The following is a 17,514-nucleotide window of genomic DNA, read 5'->3' as shown; positions in this document are numbered from 1 at the left end:
GATGCTGTATGGGCCACCGGCGGTCATGCCGGGCGCGAAGTCGCGCGGATTGTCGTGCGGGGGCGAGGTCAACGCCCCCGAGCACGGGCCCCTTGGGAACAGCCTGAAAGGCCCAAAGTGCGGAAGCCAGTGATCGATCAGGGCCATCGGGTCCGTCGACGATTCGTGATCCGCATGAATCGATTGCAAACCGTTCAAGGAGCAAGAATGCAAAGTTACCAACGATCGACAGAAGCCATCGACGCTTTGACGCCGGAACAGTTCCAGGTGACTCAGCTCGATGCGACAGAACGACCCGGGACTGGCGCCTACCTCGCCAACAAGGAACCCGGAATCTACGTCGACGTCGTCTCGGGCGAGCCGCTTTTCGCGTCGACCGACAAATACGAGTCTGGCTGTGGATGGCCGAGCTTCACCAAGCCTCTCGTGCCAACCCACGTCAACGAATTCATCGACCAGTCGCATGGCATGGTCCGCACCGAGGTACGCTCGAGCCATGGCGACAGCCACCTTGGACATGTATTCGAAGACGGACCCTCTGATCGGGGGGGGCTGCGCTATTGCATCAATTCGGCGTCGCTGCGCTTCGTCCACAAGGACGACATGGAGGCCCAAGGCTACGGCGCGCTCTTGGATCAAGTGAAGGACATCCAATGAAAGAACAGCGCGCCATTCTCGCCGGCGGGTGCTTCTGGGGCATGCAGGATCTGCTTCGCCGCGTCGACGGCGTGATTTCCACCCGTGTGGGCTATTCCGGCGGCGACGTTCCGAATGCCACTTACCGTCATCACGGAACCCACGCCGAGGCGATCGAGATCGTCTTCGATCCAGACCGCCTCGCGTACCGACAACTTCTCGAGTTCTTCTTTCAGATCCACGACCCCACGACAGCGAACCGGCAAGGCAACGACCGTGGATTGAGCTATCGCTCCGCAATCTTCTACACGAACGACGAGCAAAAGCAGGTGGCGCTGGACACGATCGCAGACGTCGACGCGTCCGGGGTGTGGCCGGGAAAGACGACCACTGAAGTTGCGGCCGCTGGACCATTCTGGGAGGCCGAGCCCGAGCACCAGGATTACCTCGAGCGAATTCCGAACGGTTATACGTGCCATTTCATACGACCCGAGTGGAAGCTTCCCATGCGGGCGAAGTGATCCTGCGCTGGCGGCACCTGAGGCACGAGGGCAGGGCGATCGGGTGAACGGCCCGACGCACTTGCGCCATTCAGTCGTTGAGCGACACGTCAGACGGTGGATCTTTCCGACCTCCAAGATCTTCAAGGCCGTCGTAGAGCAGGGCGGCTTTGTCCGGTCTGGACGCCGCGTTGCTTGCCGCACTGGTGGATCACAGCATCGGCGCGGCATTCGTCGCAGAGCCTGCAAAGTCCGGGCGTTTCTCGATCGCCTTCGCGTTCGAGAAGCGGAAAGTGCTCGTCGCTGCGCTGGGGCATGCACTCGTCACGGGCGCGGCTCTAAGGAGCGCCACTGATCGGACTTCGCAAGGGGTGCGCTTACCGGCGCGTGCTCGAGCAATGGCTCGGAGGCGAACGTCTGGCGACCATGCGGGTCGTGGAGCCGGGTTCGTACCACGCGATCCTGGCCTGCGTCGCTGCTGGATCCAGTTTCGCCGTCATACCCGAATTGTTGCCGGTCCCTCTACCTGAGCATTTCGCGGCGCACGACCTGCCGGTCATCATCGGCTTGCGCAAACTTCTGGCGTCCGGCGCGGGGCAGCGACCTCGCGAGTCGACAGCGGTCGGGTTTCACCGAGGCAGGCCAACCCTCGCGCCACGAACTCAATCGCTCGCGAGGTGGGTGGGCCGGACCGGTGGATGCCTCGAGGAATGATGCTCGTTGCTCTACCTGTCTGTGGATGCCACTGCGTGATACTCGCGCATCAAGGTCGTCACCAAGTCCCCGGCGGGCAGGGCGCGCGCCAGCGGCGCGCCCTGCCCAGCCCACTGTACTGCGAAGTCGTGATTGGAGCGACTGCTCGCTGCCGCATAAAGCGCCTCGGCTGCGTCGTACGCCATCGGATAGTCTGGTATGTCAGGGGCTGAAGGGCCGCGGATTTCTGTCATCAACCGATTGGCCAGGCCTCGGGCCGGACGGCCCGAGATCGCCGCCGAAATTTGCGTGCTGTGCGTGCGTTCGCTCTGCATGGCAGCTCTGTACCGGGCATTGGCGCCGGACTCCGGGGAGAGGATGAATGCCGTCCCAAGTTGAACGGCTGCGGCCCCCAGTTGCAACGCAGCGGCGATGCCCTTGCCATTCATGATCTCTCCGGCTGCGATGACTGGCACAGGGCAGGCGAGGGCCACCAGCTGTATCAGGGCGAAGGTGCCGATGTTCCGATCATGGGAAGGTCGAACACACCGCGGTGCCCGCCTGCCTCGGAACCTTGTGCGATCACCGCATCGACGCCCGCCTGCGCGGCCTGCATCGCCTCCTCGGGGGTTGTTACGCAGGCCAGCGTCGCCAGACCAGCCACTCGCAGCGCGCGAATCCACGATGCATCCGGCAGACCGAAATGAAAACTGACCACGGCGGGCTGCTCGCGCAGCAGCATCTCCAACATGTCCTCGCTGTTCAGAAAGCTGCGATAGACCTCGGCGAGGAAAGGGCGCGGGCCCGCGCCGAACTCGGCGAATCGTGGTGCCAGGTGCGCAAGCCAAGCGGCCTCGCGTGCCGAATCCGAAACGGCCGGGCGGTGGCAGAAGAGGTTGACATCGAAAGGGTTGCGCGTCAGCGCGCGCGTTGCCTGGATCATGGCTCGCGATTGGGATGCGTCGCTGGCGATCTGGCCAATCGAGCCCAAGGCTCCCGCATTGGAAACGGCCGCGGCAAGTTGCGGCGTAGAGACGCCCACCATGGGCGCCTGAACAATAGGATGCTGAGTACTCAGCAGTTGCAGCAGGTCGTTGGTGCGATTCATCGGTTCTCTCCGATCAGGGGTGAAATGTCCCGACGTCAGAGCTGCAGGAACAAGATGGTTGCACCTGCCAAGACTCTTTCATCAAGCGCTCGCCGACCCGAGTGCACGGGCCCTCGCACGAAGCGGGAATCGTCTTGCCGGCCTTGAACTTTGGAGCTAGTGGCCGATGTGCTTCAGACCGAATGACATCGGGCGCCTCCATGGCAGCATCTCTGAGTCCGCGCATCGATGCGCATCGTCCCAAGGACATCAGGAGAAATCTCATGGAAGCGATCCCCCTCAAGTCTTGCGTGTCCACGCTTGATCGAAGCAAGCAGACGCCGCGCGCACTCGGCTCCACTGCGGCCTTTCCTCCGTACGGCCCGCCGATTGGCGTGGCTGCGGCCCGCCTGATCGCTCGAGGTGTGCAAGACGAAGCAGGCAAGCACGGGTGGCGGATGACAGTGGCAGTGGTCGAGCCCACAGGTGACATCGTGCTGATGGAGAAAGGCGATGATGCCCAATACGGCTCGACGCAGCTTGCGTTGGACAAGGCGCGCACAGCGGCGATCTACAGGCGAAGCACCAAGTTCTTCGAGGATCAGGTGAAGGACGTCGCTCTGAACATGGCCACCGCGGCGCACATGGTCGCTCTGGACGGAGGGATGCCCATCATTGCTGATGGTCACTTGGTAGGTGCCGTAGGCGTCAGTGGAGAGCGGTCCGAAGAGGATGGGCAGGCCGCTGCCGCCGGGTTGGCATGCTTTTACCGCAGCCTGTCGGAGCCAGGGCTTCTGCCGCAGTCTTCCCAGGGCAGGGCAGATGCTTGACGCCGGAGTGTGTTGCACCTGACCGGGCCTGAACGGGTCCTGGTCGACAGCCCGACCAGCAAGACCACCGATCCTTGGCGACCGTCTCTGACGGCGTAGCCACGTGCGCGGCTTGCCTTCAGCGAGCAAGCGGAAGCCGATGTGGATGTCATAGCGCCAAACTCTTTCGCACCCCCACGGACCGACAGTGGCGCCAGCCGGTTCCGTGCCAGCGAGTCAAGCATGACCAGCGTGCCTCGTTCGCGACGGAACGTTTCATCGCAAGCGGCCCGACAAGCGACGCGCCGCAGGTGCAACGCGTCGTGGTACTCGTCTGCGTGATTTCCCATGGATAGTGAACGTGGCGGCAGGCCAGAAGTGTGTTGAAGCGAAGGCGGTGCAGACGACCCGAATCACCAAGTGACTGCCGCCGAATCCACACTGCCATCCGACCCGCCGCCTAAGGCCACAACGGCACGGCGAAATCTTGCAGGTGCCAAGCACCCCGATAGTGCGGGCCGTCCGCCACGTCGCCGCGCAGAACCGTGCGATGCGCTCAGTGCGCGCCACGTTGAAGAAATTGCGAGCATCGGCCTGAGATGGGACTCGGGCATGAGAATCGTCGGTTGCAGTTGTCGGTTCGGACCAGGAAGGTGACGCCTCGTCGGTTTCGACCCACGCGACCGGCAAGGTCGGCTTCAACGGCCTATCGATACCTTCAGACAATTGATGCGACTTCTCGCACGTGGTCTCATCAGCACCGTGGGTATTGCGCTGAAAGTGATTCGCTTCTTCCGCCGAACCCATTCGGCTCTCGGCGCGCACCCTCTTCACACCCCGCCAACATGACGATTCTTGCTCGATTTCGAGTCGGTCGGATCCTTCTTCACCTGATTGCCATGGCAGGTGACCGGTGTGTTCGATTTCACGTCGCAGGCATGCTGAGAGAGATTCCGTTCGTCGCGCCCGCGCCTCTTCCGAGCTGCATCGACGGCAGGACCCAGGGCCGGCGCGAGACCTTGCGCCGATGATTGTGAAGGGAGGTTCCGGCCCTGGTCCTGATGTCCAGAAAAACCGATACGAAAGGTCAATAGCCTGATGACCACACGGCTCCTATGCTTGACTCACCAGAAGGTCGATCTCGGAGTTCGACCAACCCTCCCCGTTCTCATTCGGCTCCGTTTCGAAAGCACTTCATGCAGGCGACCAGCACATCCGACGTCAATGGCCGCATCGTCGTCTCTGTCATCTTCGACGATCCGCTGGTTCGCGCCGGTGTCGCGGCCATCCTGGGCGTGCAGTCCGCATTTGCATTGATCAACGAGCAGGTCGTCTCGGGGGTCGGCTGCGAGGCGAGCTGGCGGCGGGCGCTTCCGGAGGTTGACGTGGTCGTCGCTGACTACAACAGTGCACTGGTCATCTGCGCATGGCTCAGGAAGGAAGCTTCCGGTCGGATGTCGCGGGTCAAGGTCATGATCATTTCGCATCGCGTTGGTGAGTCTGAAATTCTTCATGCGCTTGCACAGGGGATCCACGGCTACCTGCCGTTCGGCTGCCGGATGGAGGAAATGGCGGAAGCCGTGGTTGCCTTGCACGGCGGACAGCGGTACCTTGAGCGGTCGATTGCCAGGCGCGTGGCCGAGAGCTTCGACCATGAAGCGCTGACCAGCCGTGAAGCCGACGTGCTGCGCCTGGTCGTCGCCGGATACGCCAACAAGATGGTCGCCGAGGATCTGGATATTGCGATGGGAACCGTCAAATCGCACATCAAGTCGATTCTGAACAAACTGGGAGTGAGGACGCGCACCGAAGCGACCGCGGTGGCGCTGCGCCGGGGCCTGTGCGACATGGCCTTGCCCGCGTTGACGCCTGCGGACGCTCCTCACCTCGACGCCAGCGGCCGGGCTGCCATCCCCAGCGGGTCAGCCGCCGGCTGACCGAATTCACCCGAGAAGTCGCTCACGCAAGAACGCCTTGACGCGGCCCGCGACTTCCGTGAGGTGCGTCTCGAGGGCGAAATGGCCGGTGTCCAGAAAGTGCACCTCCGCTGCCGCGTTGTCCCTCCGGAACGCCTCTGCACCAACGGTGCGAAAGACGGGATCGTGCTTCCCCCAGATGACAAGCGTGGGGGGCTTTTGATCCTGGAGGTATCGGTGAATCCTTCGGACTATCAGCAGGTTGCTGAAGCAGTTCAGCAACAGGTCCAACTGGATTTCCTCGTTCCCTGGCCTTCGCAGCAGCGAGGGATCGAGCGCATACGCCTCAGGCGCGATCAGCGACTCATCGCCGACACCGCTCGAGTACTGCCGGATCACAGTGTCGACCTGAGCATGGACTGCCGGCCCCCTTCACGGGCCTCGTCCGACGGCTGGCGTCAGTGGACCATCACATCCCAGCGTTCGCTCAATCCCTCCTCGTACAGGTTGCTCTTGAGAGATCAAGCTCGTCACCCGCTCGGGCTTGGCAAGCGCCAGGCGGAGACCCACCGGTGCACCGTGGTCGAACACGTAGAGACCAAAGCGTGTGGGGAACGACCTTTTGCAAGAACGCCCCCATGACTCTCGCGAGATTGCCGAAGGTGTAGTTGAACTCCGTTTGGGGGCGGGCTGTCCGAAAAGCCGAATCCGGGAAGATAGGGGGCGATCCCATGGAAGTCGGTTGCCAGTATCGGCAAGAGGTGCCTGAACACGTGAGAGAAGGTCGGGAACCCATGCAGCAGCAACAGCGAAGGATTCGCACGATCGCCCGCCTCGGGATAGAACACCTTGATCGCGTCGATCTCGACAGTTCGGTGGTGCGTCATTTTTTCCTTTGGGCTGTGGAACAGGGAGAGGTTCGGTTCTGGCGCATTGATCGTAGAAGCTGACGCGCGCTGGGCCACCAATCCGGAGAGGTGCTGTCTGCTTCTATGACTTGAGGGCAAGCGGTGCCTGTCCAACCAGGCTGAGCTGGGGGCTGCACGGCCGCATCACCGATCGAGGTTCAGCTGCTGGAGGATCCGAGAAAGGGGCACGGTGAGTCTTCCTCCATCCCGGACTTCTGACACTGAAGACCTTCGTTCTTCCTGGACCTCGGAGAGATGCCAAGGGGTCGCATCCAATTCAAGATTCGCGTCAGACCGGTTCCGTAGCCGAGTGCCGATGGCCCCTCGGGCCCCTGACCCTTGCCCATGTCCAACCACCAAGCAGCTGTCGATCATGCCGTCCATTGATGCCACCGTTGGCGTATTCCCTGTCGCGCCGCCTCATGAACCTATCGACTTGCGTACACACGCCGGCTATGCCCGGGTGTTTGCACCGAGCCGGCTCAGCGTTGGGCTCATACTGCCATTGGAAACCCATCCTGACAGGCCCGCGCCTTCGATGTACCGGCATGTTGAGATGGCGCAGCGCGCGGAGCGGTTGGGTTTTGCATGCCTCTGGATGCGCGACATCCCCTTCTTCGATCCGAAGTATGGCGATGTGGGCCAGATCTTCGAGTCGTTGACCTACCTTGCCTTCCTGGCCGCGCAAACGAGCTCTATTGCACTGGGAACCGCAGGGATCGTGCTGCCCATTCGGGAACCGCTTTTACTCGCCAAGCAAGTGGCAACGCTGGACCAGCTCAGCGTCGGCCGCATGCTGCTGGGCCTCTCGTCTGGCGATCGGCCATCCGACTATCCGCTCCATGGCATCGACATGGCCACGCGGGGAGAGCGGCTTCGCGACGCCTACGCGGTTTACCGCTGCGTCACGGAGCATTCGTTCCCGTCCTTCGACTCGAGATGGTTTGGCCATTCCGAGGGGGAGGTCGACCTCGTTCCCAAGCCGCCGGCAGGCAGGACGCCGGCGATTGCCATCGGCCGAGGTCAGCAGAGCACTGCGTGGATTGCCGAGCACATGGACGGCTTCATCGCGTCCGTTCCGCCCCCGAGCGGAATCGAGCAGCTGGCGCAGGATTGGGCCGGTTTTGCCAAGACGACGGCGCTTTCGAAGCCGCTCGGAGTCGGCGGATTCGTTGATCTGGTGGACAAGTCGACGGCGCCGTTGCAGCGAATCCAGGGGGGCGTTCGGTGCGGAATTTCTGCCTTGTCGGACTACCTGGAGCAAGCCCAGGAGTTCGGCATCGCGCATTTCGCGATGAACCTGAGGGTCAGCCGGCGACCTTTCCAGGACGTCATGGATGAAATCGCAGATGGCGTACTGCGTCGCTTCCCTTCTCACGGGATCCCCTCGGCATCGCTTCGCGAGGATCCCGCCCTGCGTGACGACGGCGTGCTCGAGCGCAGCGCGTGAGGTCCCGGCCCATCGGCGCGAGACCCGATAGGTCTCGTCGCCGGCCTGTGGCAACTCCCAAGGAAGATGAGCCTATGCTTGCCAAAGATTGGAATCCGAACCCTGCGAAATCGCCGCGTGCAAGCGCTGCAAGTGCGCATCTCGTGCCTCCCGGAGCTTCTCAGGAAAGCGTCGACAGCAGAAGCCGGCGGCAGGGTCTGTGCGCCTGCGCAGGGCTGCGAGTCCTTGTCGAAGGCGAAGCGCAGACCGTGGTCGCATGCCATTGCCTCGAGTGTCAACGCCGCACGGGCTCGATCTTCGGCATGGGAGCCTATTGCCTTGATGAGCAGGTCGTTCTGACGGGTGACTGTCGCGAGTTCACCCGCTTCCTGGATACGAGCCACACAGTCACTGCACAGTTCTGCCCGTCGTGCGGAAGCACACTCATCTGGAGAAGCAGCCGCAGGCCCGGACTTGTGGGCGTGTCGGTGGGGGCGTTCGCCGACCCCCAATTTCCTTGTCCAAACCTGTCCGTGTGGGAGCAGACCAGGCACGGGTGGTTGGACATGGCGCCCGCTGAACGACGCCATCGCCGGGATGGCGCCTTTTAAACATCTGCCCCAAACGGCGTTCGTTCGCAGCCAGTGCTTCAGGGTGCGGTGCCGATGAGCGTCGAATTGGACGGGGCAAGGGAAAACACCGGAACGCGGCGTGGACCACCGTTCGAGCCGCACCACGCGCAGCGAGCGAACGGCATGCCATCGCGCGCTCCGCCCTCGGCTCCTCATCTGACCGGCGAGGCATCAATGAGGGCCGTGGACTCGCCTTGCTGCTCAGCGGTCTTTGGGAACACCCTCATCCAACAGCTTTCGAAGAGCGCGCGCCGTGTCGCTCGAGGAAGCGGGATTCTGTCCGGTGATCAGGCGGCCATCAGTGATGGCCAGAACCTTCCAGTTGTCCACTTTCTCGAAGAGTCCGCCCAGTCGTCTCAGTTCGTCTTCGACGAGGAAAGGCACCACGTTCGTCAGCTGAACCTCTTCCTCTTCGGTGTTGGTGAAGCCGGTGACACGCTTGCCATGGACGATGGATTCGCCCTTGTATTTCACGTGCCGCAACACGCCGGGTGCGTGGCAGACGGCTGCGACAGGCTTGCCGTTGTTGTAGAAGCTTTCAATCAAAGCGATCGACACAGGATCCTCGGCCAGGTCCCACATCGGGCCATGCCCGCCCGAATAGAAGACAGTGTCGAAGTCCGAGGCCTTCATGTCGGCCAGCTTCACGGTGTTGGCCAGCACGCCCTGGGTGGCCGGGTCGCCCTTGAATCGAGTCATGGTGTCGGTCTGGTTGCCCGGATCGTCGCTCTTGGGATCGATCGGGGGCTGACCGCCCTTTGGGGAAGCGACAGTGACATGATCGCCTGCGTCCCGGAAGACGTAGTAGGGCGCCGTGAATTCCTCGAGCCAGAAGCCGGTCGGCCGGCCTGTGTTGCCAAGGATGTTGTGCGAAGTAAGAACCATCAGTATCTTGTGCATGCGATTTACCTCAAAGAGTGAAACGGGTCGTCATCGGAAAAGCGAGCAGGGTGCTTGCGACACGGTTCTGGCGCCATTGTCTGAATGCGTTCTGCCATCCCGTGAGGATCTGATTGTTCAACCCATCGCTCGAATGGGAATCCGTATGAAGTGTCACTCGCACATCATCCGTAAGGCGTGCCGGTGCAACCTCACCCCGGGCAAGGGGCCGCCTGCATCAGGTTCCTGATGGGACAAAGATGATGAAGGCAGATCTTCCACGCGACAGCATGGCGTCGAGCCTCTGGGAGGATCAAGTCACCGCCTGGCTCGAATCCGGACCTGCCGACCCGGCCGGGTCATCCGTCGGCTGTCTCTTCGGCGGATGGATTTCCGAGATTCTTCAGATCCTTCGGCGACATGCCGTAGCGTTGCTTGATGGAACGGCTGAAATGCGCAGCGGTCGCGAAACCGCTTCGCGAAGCGATCTCCTGCACCGAGGGGCCACCCGGGCCTGCGCTTCGCAAGAGCGATTCGGCCCGATCGAGACGCGTTTCCCAGACATGCCGCATCAGCGATTCCCCTTGCTGCCGGAACAACCGCTCGAGATGCTTGGCAGAGACGTTGACCGCAGAGGAAACGCTGTGGATGTCGAGGTCGGACGAAGCGAGATGGGTGCGGACATATTCCTTCGCGCGGAACAAGATGGCTTGGGAGCTCCGACGCGATCCTCCTCCCGAGGCAAGGGCGACCTCGACCACGTCGAGCAACTGCTGCGCCATCAGCCTGCGCATCACTTGACCTGGCGCGTCTGCCTGATCGGCTATGCAGTGGATGAGAGCGCCTATCGCCTTGTAGTCGGGAGATCGTGGGTCCGCGATGAGCAATCCAGCGCCTGTTTGCCTCCAGCCCCTGTCTCGCAAGGTTGCCTTCGGAATCCTCAGGACAGTGAGGCAGGCACCCTCGGGCACCGTTTCGGTAAAACCCGCGCTGGGATCCACCGCCAGCATCTGCCCGACGCCGAAGCGCTCAGTCTGATGGCCATGTTCAACGATCACTTCTCCCGAAGTGATGAGTTTGAAGTACAGCCACTCGCCCTGCCAGGCGGGAGAGCTCTCGTCGGCCGGTGACAGTTGCAATGCGGCCAGTTCACCTCGGGTGATTCCTATGTCGCCTAGCAACCACCCCCTGACGTTCGATCCTCGTGACCTGATGTCATCGAACTTGCAGTTCAAGCCATGACCAAGATACATCACCTCGGACCAGGCTGCTGCGGCTTCGCGACCATTGCCGAAGCGAAGTGAATGGGTCTTGAATTTCATGGATGAGGGGCGCCCACACAAGATGAGGCAGGATCGACAGACCAGGGTCTAGCGCAGCCTCGCGTCGCGCGGAGGTTGCAGTGCCTGCGTCCAGGGAGGTCGAGATAACTTTGGACCAGGCAGGGATCTGCTTCGCTATCAAGGGTAAGAGCGTCGCGTGGCGAGTTCATCGAACGGACCGCGTCGCGGGGAAGTTCGGGGCCAGATGGTAACGCCGTGTGGCCTGGGCGTGCGATAGAGGCGGGTGCCGTGGCTCGAAATGCTCCTCCCGGACAATCACGACCGCTGGAAGGACAAATGGTTGCATGCCGCGAACGTACAGTTCTTGAAACGAGAGCAAGGGTGCCTGTCGATCACCGGAGGTCATCCACCCAACGATGGCACGTGTATGGATTCGGATGTGATGAAGACCACGGAAATACTGGATGTTGAGCAAGCCTTGATGTTGATCGAACACGTGCTTGTCCGGGGCGGTGACAACGGCGAACATCTGGTGGCTGCTTCAACTTCAACAGCCGGGGGCGACCGCTCCGATGCCCAACAGCGGCTTGCCCTGCGTAAAAGCCTGTTGGCGGCCGCGAATCTTCTGACCGTCGCTCATCGGCTGATGGAGCCGCCCGGAGATCTGTCCGGCAGAGATCTCGTGCTTCGATCCAAGGCCATGATCGAGAAGCTGAAGCTCTCGGCGAGAGGCGCCTACGAGGCTGGGCACTTGCTGGTCGGTGTCTCCACGAGCGCCCGAAACTGAATGGTTCGCCGCCAGCATCTGTCCGTTGGGGCTCAGCGGTTCAACGAGGCCGATGACCGGCCGGCGTTCAAGCGGGTTGTTGTTGCGCCCGTTCCGAGTAAATGCGCGTCTGGCCGCGTTCGTAGCGGCGCGCGTAGACGATCCCTGGATGGGACCGGTTCCCGCCTTTCGGAGCGAGAGGCGAGCAGATACCCGCCGACCACGAACAATGTAGCGCCAGCGACGTTGCCCGTGCTCACCCAGAACAAGTGCCGCAGTGCTCCAGCCATCGAGATCGCTGGTGTCGGACCCAGCAGGTCGATCGCGAGCGACGTCATGTTGGCGACGGAATGCTCGAATCCTGCCGCCACAAAAGCAAGCAACAACCACGCGAGGACGATGCATTTGGCCGCGTCACCCGCAATGCGCGCGCTGGTCCAGAGAGCCAGGCAGACCAGCCGGTTGCACAGGATTCCGCGGGCCGTCAGTGCGATGACGGGTGCGTTGACCTTGTGCAGGGCGAGTGCGTTGAGGTAGACGCCGCCATCGGGCAGGACGGACCCGCCGCCGTGCGATGAAAAGGCCCGCCAGGACGATGGCGCCTGCGAGATTGCCGAACCACACCAGCACCAGCATGCCCCCCGCCTGTGAGACTGTGAGCGCCTGGCGCGTCAGACCGAACCCCACCAGCATGACGCATCCTGTGAATAGTTCGGCACCGGCAAATGCGATCAGGATGAGCCCGACGCCGAACGTTGCTCCGAGCACCGATGGCCGAGCACCCGGCGTGAGGCCTGTCGCACAACTGATCGCCAGGATGTTCGCAATGCCGATGTACCCGCCGGCGAGCATCGCGGCGACGAGGAAGCCGAACGGCGAGCGCTGCATTGCGGCGACCTTGTCGCGCGCGGCGTCCGCAAACTGGTCTATCGTGATTGCGTACATGGCCATCATCCGACAGATGTCCGGCCCATCACTCCGGCGCGATCGACTGTGATCGGCAGAGCCCTGCCCGAGGCGGCGGCCACGATCCGGACGGGAACCGACTTGTACGCCGGCGTCTTGCTTTGCGGGTCGTGGTGTTCCAGCGCAATGAGGGGCTGGCTCTCCGGGTAGTAGGATGCGCAGCACCCATCCGGAAGGTCGTGGCGCACCAGCATCAGGCCTTGAACGACTCGATCGGCGCGCGAATTCGCCAATGCGGTTCTGACGTCGACGACGTCGCCTTCCTTCATGCCAAGCCGTGTCAGTTCTGCCTCGTTGAGGAACAAGACGTCCCGGCGCCCGAAGACGCCCCGGTATCGGTCGTCTAGGCCGTAGATCGTCGTGTTGTACTGATCGTGCGAGCGAACGCTTGTCAGCCGCAAGACCTGCGGGTCGTCCGTCGCACCACGCTCTTCCAATTGTGTCAACGCATGAAATGTAGCCTTGCCACTGGCTGTCTTCCAGATGCGTTGCTGGGCGGAATTTGGGAGCTGGAACCCACCCGGCTGGCGAACTCGCACGTTGAAGTCTTCGAAGTCCGGAAGGATTGCCTCGATCAGGTCGCGGATGCGGTCATAGTCCTCCACCAGCGCGTCCCAGTCCACGACGGACCTGAGCCCGAGTGTGGCCTTGGCAATGCCCGCCACGATCGCAGGTTCGGACCGCAACTGGTCGCTGGGCGGCGTGAGGAAGCCGCTGGACGCGTGCACCATGGACATGGAATCCTCGACCGTGACGCGCTGCTTGCCCGACGCCTGAACGTCCAGATCGGTCCGCCCCAGGCATGGCAGGAGGTAGCAGGTTCCCTTGGTCAATAGGTGTGTCCGATTGAGTTTCGTGGCAATGTGGACCGCCAGGCCTACCTTCTCGAAAGCATCGAAACAGGCCTGGGGATCGGAACTTGCGATCGCCAGGTTGCCGCCGAGACAGACGATGGCTTTCGATTGGCCGTCCCGCATGGCTGCGATGGCTTCAACGACCGAGTGGCCATGCCTGCGTGGCGGCTCGAAGCCAAAGACATCACGAAGCCGATCGAGGAAGGCCTCCGTTGGCCGCTCCGAAATGCCCACTGTGCGGTCGCCCTGCACATTGGAGTGGCCCCGCAACGGGCTGATGCCTGCGCCGAGCCGGCCCATGTTTCCTCTGAGCAGCAGCAGATTGGCAATTTGCTGCACGTTCGTGGTTCCTGTCCGGTGCTGGGTCACGCCCATGCCGTAGCAGACAATGGTGGCCTTGGCTTGCGCATAGACCTCAGCGACCTCCTCGAGTGCTTGTCTGGAGAGCCCGGATACTCGCTCGATCTCGGTCCACGACAAGGCGCCGAGGCCGGCGACCAACGCTGCGTACCCGGTCGTGTGGCTCTCGATGAAGGTGTGGTCAAGGACGGGAGACAAGTCCAGGACTCGGGCCCGCTCTTCCAGGCTCAGCAAGGCCTTGCAAACTCCGCTCAGGGCCGCTGCGTCGCCACCCACCTTGACCTGGAGGTAGGTGGTGGCGATCGGGGTGGACGTGAGCGCCAACATCTCGAGTGGGGACTGCGGCGCCTCGAAGCGCTCCAAGGCACGTTCCTTCATCGGGTTGAAGACGATGATCTTGGCCCCTCGCCTGGCCACCTCACGGAGCGTCGTCATCATCCGCGGGTGGTTGGTACCAGGGTTGTGACCCATCGAGATGATGAGGTCCGTGTGATCGAAATCCTCCAGCGTGACGGTGGCCTTCCCGATTCCTATGGATTGCGGCAGCCCGACCGACGTGGCCTCGTGGCACATGTTCGAGCAGTCGGGAAAATTGTTGGTGCCAAAATTCCTGACAAACAGCTGGTAGAGGAACGCGGCCTCGTTGGAGGTTCGGCCCGAGGTGTAGAACTCCGCCTCGTCGGGCGTGTCCAGCGCACCCAATCGCGTGCCGATGTCATCGAAGGCGTCCTGCCATTCGACCGGTTCGAATCGGTCGAGTGCAGCGTTGTAGCGCACAGGGTGGGTCAACCGGCCCTGATCTTCCAGCCAGTGATCCGATTGGAGCCAGAGCGAACTCACGGTGTGCTCCGCGAAGAACTCAGGGCCAACCCGCCTGGAAGTCGATTCCCACGTGATGGCCTTTGCTCCGTTCTCGCAGAATTCAAATGACGAGGTATGTTTCGGATCGGGCCATGCGCAGCCCGGACAATCGAAGCCTTCCGGTTGATTCGCTCGAAGCAGTGTCGATGGACCCTGCACCAGGATCTGCTGCCGCTTGATTGTCTGGGCCAGGGCCTTGACGGCCCCCCAGCCTCCCGCCGGTGCATCGTAGTCTCGAATTCCTTCCGGGCGATCCTGGGTCATCTCGCGTCTCCTTGTTCAAGCTGCGCTGACTTCAGCTTCGCGAGAAATCACAGGGTTGGCTCCTCCCTTACGTGTCGCCTCGGTATCGGCCGAAAGAAGCAACGGCGGTGGCAGCACGCGATCTGCACGCGAACGCGCTGCACAAGGACGCCAAGCGTCAAGGCCCTGATCTGGCTTGAATTTCCCCAGGGGCGGCCAAGCCCACCTCACCGCGACGTCTGCAAGCGGGACCGCCGGCCGATCCAGAGCCCGCACAAGAACACCCTACGAAGGTATCGCAAATACTATCGTCCAATCGACATGACCTGATGCGGCTGGTTTGATCGCCTCTCCAGTCCACAGGAGCCCGATATGAAAGAAAGCCAGCTTCGAAAAGAAACTGTCATCCAGAGTCCAAAGGCGCGGACGGTTGACATGAGGTTCGAATTCATCGTCCTGCCCGTCTCCGACGTCGACTGCGCCAAGAGCTTCTACGCCGGCTTGGGCTGGAAGCTCGATATGGATTTCGTCAGAGGTGACGATTTTCGAGTCATACAGTTCACGCCTCCGGGCTCTCCCGCCTCGATCATCTTCGGCCAGGGCATCACATCGGCCAAGCCGGGCTCGGCCCAACATCTTTATCTTGTGGTTTCCGACATCGATACAGCGCGCTCCGAACTCCTCGCCCGGGGTGCGTCCGTGGGTGAGCCGTTCCACGACGCCGGTGGCGTGTTCCACCATGCCGGCACCGAAGGCCGCGTGGATGGCCCGGCGCCTGCGCGCCGCTCCTACGGTTCGTTCGCCGAGTTCAGTGATCCCGATGGCAACGGCTGGCTGTTGCAAGAAGTCACGGTTCGCCTCCCCGGACACGGCAACGAGGGCGACACGACATTCAGCGCGGCTGTCGAGCTCGCGAGCGCGCTGCGCCGCGCGCGGGATGCGCACGGCAAACTGGATAAGCAGATCGGTCTGGAAGAACCCGATTGGCTGGACTGGTACGCCGAGTACATCGTTGCGGAGCAGGCGGGCACGCCGCTCCCGACCTGAACAGCCGTAGGATTGCGTCGCCGCCATGTCCGGCTCCACCGGGGCGAATGCGGCGGCACGAGGATCACGTCGAGTTTCGAGCGCCCCTCGGATGTTATTTGGATTGATACGTCGGTTGTCTCCTCCACCCATCTTGGTGGATTTGGTCCTCGCGGTGCGAGCCGCGAGGACTTTCTTTCCGTGCATCCAGTTCTGACGCGAGCCATCGGGGCGAAGATGCCTTTGACTGACGACATTGCTGCCGAGGTCGGCAATCCTCCATCCGGCTTTTGTGAGGGCGCGCTTTCCCTACCGGTGCGCGGCGTCAAGGAGGGGCGCGAGTTCGCAGCCCAGGACTGGGTTGCGGACGAAGTCCCCGTGGCCCTCGAGTTCAACGGCGTCTCGCACGCGGTGATGCTCGCCACGCCGCTCAATCTCGAGGAGTTCGCCTTGGGCTTCTCTCTCAGCGAAGGAGTTCTCGACGCACCCCACGAGCTCTTTGCTGTCGAAGAGGAGCGCTGCGAAATGGGCATCACGCTTCATCTGCAGGTTGCGAGCAGGCCGTTTGCCCGCTTGAAAGCGCGGCGGCGCACGCTGGCGGGCCGCACCGGCTGCGGCCTGTGTGGAACCGAAAGCCTTGAGCATGTAGCGCGCATCCTGCCGGTGTCGGGGGAGCGGCCGCCGTGGAATCGCAAGGCCATCGGCCGGGCGATGTCGCAGTTCTGCGAACTTCAAACGCTTCAGCAGGCGACCGGCGCCGTGCACGCCGCCGCCTGGTGCTCGGCCGACGGCGACGTCCTGTGGCTGCGCGAGGACGTCGGACGCCACAACGCGCTCGACAAGTTGATCGGCGCGTTGGCCCTGCACGGCGTCGACGCCTCGACCGGATTCATCGCCGTGACGAGCCGCGCCAGCTTTGAAATGGTGCAGAAATCGGCGACGGCCGGCGTATCGCTCCTGGCCGCTGTTTCGGCGCCGACCTCCTTCGCGGTGGCCACGGCGGAACGGGCTCGGATGACTCTGGTGGGATTTGCGCGAAGGCAGGATCTCGTCGTCTACTGCCACGCCGATCGGCTGGCCCTTGATGCCATCCACGGGGGCGGGCGCGCGCTTTGACTCGCTGGTCCACGGCCAACGCTGGTCTGGCGACGGGAGTACCGGGCGCCGTGCACAAGTGACTTTATTGACAGGACGTGAAGCGCTCGCGAGCACGGTTGTCATTGTCGTCGGGCTTTGTGACAAATTGTGTCTCGCCTTTGGGTCTTTGCCGCCTTTTGCGATATGGCATGAAGACTGCACTGTCGACCGCCGAAATCTCGAGGCCATGCCCCGTTCATCGGACTTCATGACCAGAGGTTTTCCCCACGCAAATTGAAACGCAAGGAACCGATCTTGAACAAGAAGAACGTCGACGCCGAGCGCCTGGACTCGCGCATGTCGATCGCCCTGGTGGGCATGCTGGTCATCGTGGCGGCCCTGAGCGCCTGCGGCGGTGGTTCGGGCTCCGGGGCAGGCGGCGGCATAGCGCCGCTTGCTCTCGGAACCCAGCCCTCCTCGTCGCCAGCCGCGGGTGTGGGAAACCCACCCATCGCGCGGCCGACGGACGGTGTTGTCGACGAGCCCAAGAACATTGGCACGGACATCGACGCGCCGAATCCAGTGCCGC

17 protein-coding genes and 2 pseudogenes are annotated in these 17,514 nt (G+C 62.5%); 11 read left to right on the top strand and 8 right to left on the bottom strand.

Annotation, left to right across the window (positions count from 1 at the left end):
* Nucleotides 1-207 precede the first annotated feature (207 nt).
* The 3 genes from msrB to QTI45_RS35435 all read left to right on the top strand — a co-directional run bounded on the left by msrB (nt 208) and on the right by QTI45_RS35435 (nt 1,850).
* Nucleotides 208-657 (top strand): peptide-methionine (R)-S-oxide reductase MsrB, encoded by a 450-nt coding sequence (gene msrB / locus QTI45_RS32005; RefSeq protein WP_286657249.1) that lies wholly within the window; start codon nt 208-210, stop codon nt 655-657.
* Nucleotides 654-1,157 (top strand): peptide-methionine (S)-S-oxide reductase MsrA, encoded by a 504-nt coding sequence (gene msrA / locus QTI45_RS32000; RefSeq protein ID WP_286657248.1) that lies wholly within the window; start codon nt 654-656, stop codon nt 1,155-1,157. The genes msrB and msrA overlap by 4 nt, the downstream gene beginning before the upstream one ends.
* Before the next feature lie 330 nt (nt 1,158-1,487).
* Nucleotides 1,488-1,850 carry a type 2 periplasmic-binding domain-containing protein gene (locus tag QTI45_RS35435; RefSeq protein ID WP_353621363.1) on the top strand — a complete coding sequence of 121 codons (363 nt, stop codon included), beginning with the start codon at nt 1,488-1,490 and terminating at the stop codon, nt 1,848-1,850.
* A gap of 11 nt (nt 1,851-1,861) precedes the next feature.
* Here the strand turns inward: QTI45_RS35435 and QTI45_RS31995 are convergent.
* Nucleotides 1,862-2,937, bottom strand: a pseudogene (locus QTI45_RS31995) (NAD(P)H-dependent flavin oxidoreductase).
* A gap of 263 nt (nt 2,938-3,200) precedes the next feature.
* On the opposite strand from QTI45_RS31995, the gene QTI45_RS31990 reads away from it, so the two are divergent.
* Both QTI45_RS31990 and QTI45_RS31985 read left to right on the top strand, forming a co-directional pair.
* Entirely contained in the window at nt 3,201-3,746 is a 546-nt protein-coding gene (locus QTI45_RS31990; RefSeq protein ID WP_286657247.1) for a GlcG/HbpS family heme-binding protein, read from the top strand.
* A gap of 1,175 nt (nt 3,747-4,921) precedes the next feature.
* On the top strand, nt 4,922-5,662 hold the full coding sequence (locus QTI45_RS31985) for a LuxR C-terminal-related transcriptional regulator (protein WP_286657246.1): 741 nt from the start codon (nt 4,922-4,924) through the stop codon (nt 5,660-5,662).
* A gap of 6 nt (nt 5,663-5,668) precedes the next feature.
* Here the strand turns inward: QTI45_RS31985 and QTI45_RS31980 are convergent, their stop codons facing one another.
* A complete protein-coding gene (locus QTI45_RS31980; RefSeq protein ID WP_286657245.1) occupies nt 5,669-5,932 on the bottom strand; it encodes an alpha/beta fold hydrolase in 264 nt (87 codons plus the stop codon).
* Nucleotides 5,933-6,171: 239 nt separating this feature from the next.
* Nucleotides 6,172-6,528 (bottom strand): alpha/beta fold hydrolase, encoded by a 357-nt coding sequence (locus QTI45_RS35430; protein WP_353621358.1) that lies wholly within the window; start codon nt 6,526-6,528, stop codon nt 6,172-6,174.
* Nucleotides 6,529-6,922: 394 nt separating this feature from the next.
* Here QTI45_RS35430 and QTI45_RS31975 point away from each other — a divergent pair, with 394 nt between their 5' ends.
* Together QTI45_RS31975 and QTI45_RS35425 are read left to right on the top strand one after the other, a co-directional pair.
* Nucleotides 6,923-7,999, top strand: a complete 1,077-nt coding sequence (locus QTI45_RS31975) for a TIGR03571 family LLM class oxidoreductase (RefSeq protein ID WP_286372954.1) — start codon at nt 6,923-6,925, stop codon at nt 7,997-7,999.
* Between the two features lie 74 nt (nt 8,000-8,073).
* On the top strand, nt 8,074-8,589 hold the full coding sequence (locus QTI45_RS35425; RefSeq protein WP_353621357.1) for a GFA family protein: 516 nt from the start codon (nt 8,074-8,076) through the stop codon (nt 8,587-8,589).
* Nucleotides 8,590-8,811: 222 nt separating this feature from the next.
* On the opposite strand, the gene QTI45_RS31970 is transcribed toward QTI45_RS35425, so the two are convergent.
* A complete protein-coding gene (locus tag QTI45_RS31970; protein WP_286372953.1) occupies nt 8,812-9,510 on the bottom strand; it encodes a type 1 glutamine amidotransferase domain-containing protein in 699 nt (232 codons plus the stop codon).
* A gap of 338 nt (nt 9,511-9,848) precedes the next feature.
* Nucleotides 9,849-10,811: an AraC family transcriptional regulator gene (locus QTI45_RS31965; RefSeq protein ID WP_286372952.1), complete on the bottom strand. Its 963-nt coding sequence runs from the start codon at nt 10,809-10,811 to the stop codon at nt 9,849-9,851.
* Nucleotides 10,812-11,214: 403 nt separating this feature from the next.
* Between QTI45_RS31965 and QTI45_RS31960 the strand changes: the two genes are divergently transcribed.
* On the top strand, nt 11,215-11,559 hold the full coding sequence (locus QTI45_RS31960) for a hypothetical protein (RefSeq protein ID WP_286372951.1): 345 nt from the start codon (nt 11,215-11,217) through the stop codon (nt 11,557-11,559).
* Nucleotides 11,560-11,591: 32 nt separating this feature from the next.
* On the opposite strand, the gene QTI45_RS35420 is transcribed toward QTI45_RS31960, so the two are convergent.
* The 3 genes from QTI45_RS35420 to QTI45_RS31950 are packed head-to-tail and all read right to left on the bottom strand — an operon-like array spanning nt 11,592 to nt 14,843.
* A complete protein-coding gene (locus QTI45_RS35420; RefSeq protein WP_353621362.1) occupies nt 11,592-12,026 on the bottom strand; it encodes a formate/nitrite transporter family protein in 435 nt (144 codons plus the stop codon).
* Entirely contained in the window at nt 11,953-12,483 is a 531-nt protein-coding gene (locus QTI45_RS31955) for a formate/nitrite transporter family protein (RefSeq protein ID WP_286372950.1), read from the bottom strand. Before QTI45_RS31955 ends, QTI45_RS35420 begins: the two co-directional genes overlap by 74 nt.
* 5 nt (nt 12,484-12,488) lie before the next feature.
* Nucleotides 12,489-14,843: an FdhF/YdeP family oxidoreductase gene (locus tag QTI45_RS31950; protein ID WP_286657244.1), complete on the bottom strand. Its 2,355-nt coding sequence runs from the start codon at nt 14,841-14,843 to the stop codon at nt 12,489-12,491.
* A 351-nt stretch (nt 14,844-15,194) separates the two neighbouring features.
* On the opposite strand from QTI45_RS31950, the gene QTI45_RS31945 reads away from it, so the two are divergent.
* The 3 genes and pseudogenes from QTI45_RS31945 to QTI45_RS31935 form a co-directional block, all read left to right on the top strand.
* Nucleotides 15,195-15,869: a VOC family protein gene (locus QTI45_RS31945; RefSeq protein ID WP_286657243.1), complete on the top strand. Its 675-nt coding sequence runs from the start codon at nt 15,195-15,197 to the stop codon at nt 15,867-15,869.
* Nucleotides 15,870-16,085: 216 nt separating this feature from the next.
* Nucleotides 16,086-16,964, top strand: coding sequence for a formate dehydrogenase accessory sulfurtransferase FdhD (fdhD, locus tag QTI45_RS31940; protein ID WP_444813334.1), 879 nt, complete (start codon nt 16,086-16,088; stop codon nt 16,962-16,964).
* Nucleotides 16,965-17,240: 276 nt separating this feature from the next.
* Nucleotides 17,241-17,514 (top strand): annotated as a pseudogene (locus tag QTI45_RS31935) (hypothetical protein); the annotation flags it as partial.

Source organism: Variovorax saccharolyticus (genome assembly GCF_030316765.1).
GTDB classification, from domain to species: domain Bacteria; phylum Pseudomonadota; class Gammaproteobacteria; order Burkholderiales; family Burkholderiaceae_C; genus Variovorax; species Variovorax saccharolyticus.
Note: the sequence above shows the minus strand (reverse complement) of the source record. Positions and strands in the feature narration are given on the sequence as shown.

Bases quoted from the DNA above. Each gene is read 5' to 3' on its own strand.
- QTI45_RS31975 (WP_286372954.1), top strand. From the start codon at position 6,923: ATGCCGTCCATTGATGCCACCGTTGGCGTATTCCCTGTCGCGCCGCCT.
- QTI45_RS31965 (WP_286372952.1), bottom strand. From the start codon at position 10,811: ATGAAATTCAAGACCCATTCACTTCGCTTCGGCAATGGTCGCGAAGCC.
- msrB (WP_286657249.1), top strand. From the start codon at position 208: ATGCAAAGTTACCAACGATCGACAGAAGCCATCGACGCTTTGACGCCG.
- QTI45_RS31990 (WP_286657247.1), top strand. From the start codon at position 3,201: ATGGAAGCGATCCCCCTCAAGTCTTGCGTGTCCACGCTTGATCGAAGC.
- QTI45_RS31970 (WP_286372953.1), bottom strand. From the start codon at position 9,510: ATGCACAAGATACTGATGGTTCTTACTTCGCACAACATCCTTGGCAAC.
- QTI45_RS31985 (WP_286657246.1), top strand. From the start codon at position 4,922: ATGCAGGCGACCAGCACATCCGACGTCAATGGCCGCATCGTCGTCTCT.
- QTI45_RS35430 (WP_353621358.1), bottom strand. From the start codon at position 6,528: ATGACGCACCACCGAACTGTCGAGATCGACGCGATCAAGGTGTTCTAT.
- QTI45_RS31950 (WP_286657244.1), bottom strand. From the start codon at position 14,843: ATGACCCAGGATCGCCCGGAAGGAATTCGAGACTACGATGCACCGGCG.
- fdhD (WP_444813334.1), top strand. From the start codon at position 16,086: ATGCCTTTGACTGACGACATTGCTGCCGAGGTCGGCAATCCTCCATCC.
- QTI45_RS31955 (WP_286372950.1), bottom strand. From the start codon at position 12,483: ATGTACGCAATCACGATAGACCAGTTTGCGGACGCCGCGCGCGACAAG.
- msrA (WP_286657248.1), top strand. From the start codon at position 654: ATGAAAGAACAGCGCGCCATTCTCGCCGGCGGGTGCTTCTGGGGCATG.
- QTI45_RS35425 (WP_353621357.1), top strand. From the start codon at position 8,074: ATGCTTGCCAAAGATTGGAATCCGAACCCTGCGAAATCGCCGCGTGCA.
- QTI45_RS31960 (WP_286372951.1), top strand. From the start codon at position 11,215: ATGAAGACCACGGAAATACTGGATGTTGAGCAAGCCTTGATGTTGATC.
- QTI45_RS31945 (WP_286657243.1), top strand. From the start codon at position 15,195: ATGAAAGAAAGCCAGCTTCGAAAAGAAACTGTCATCCAGAGTCCAAAG.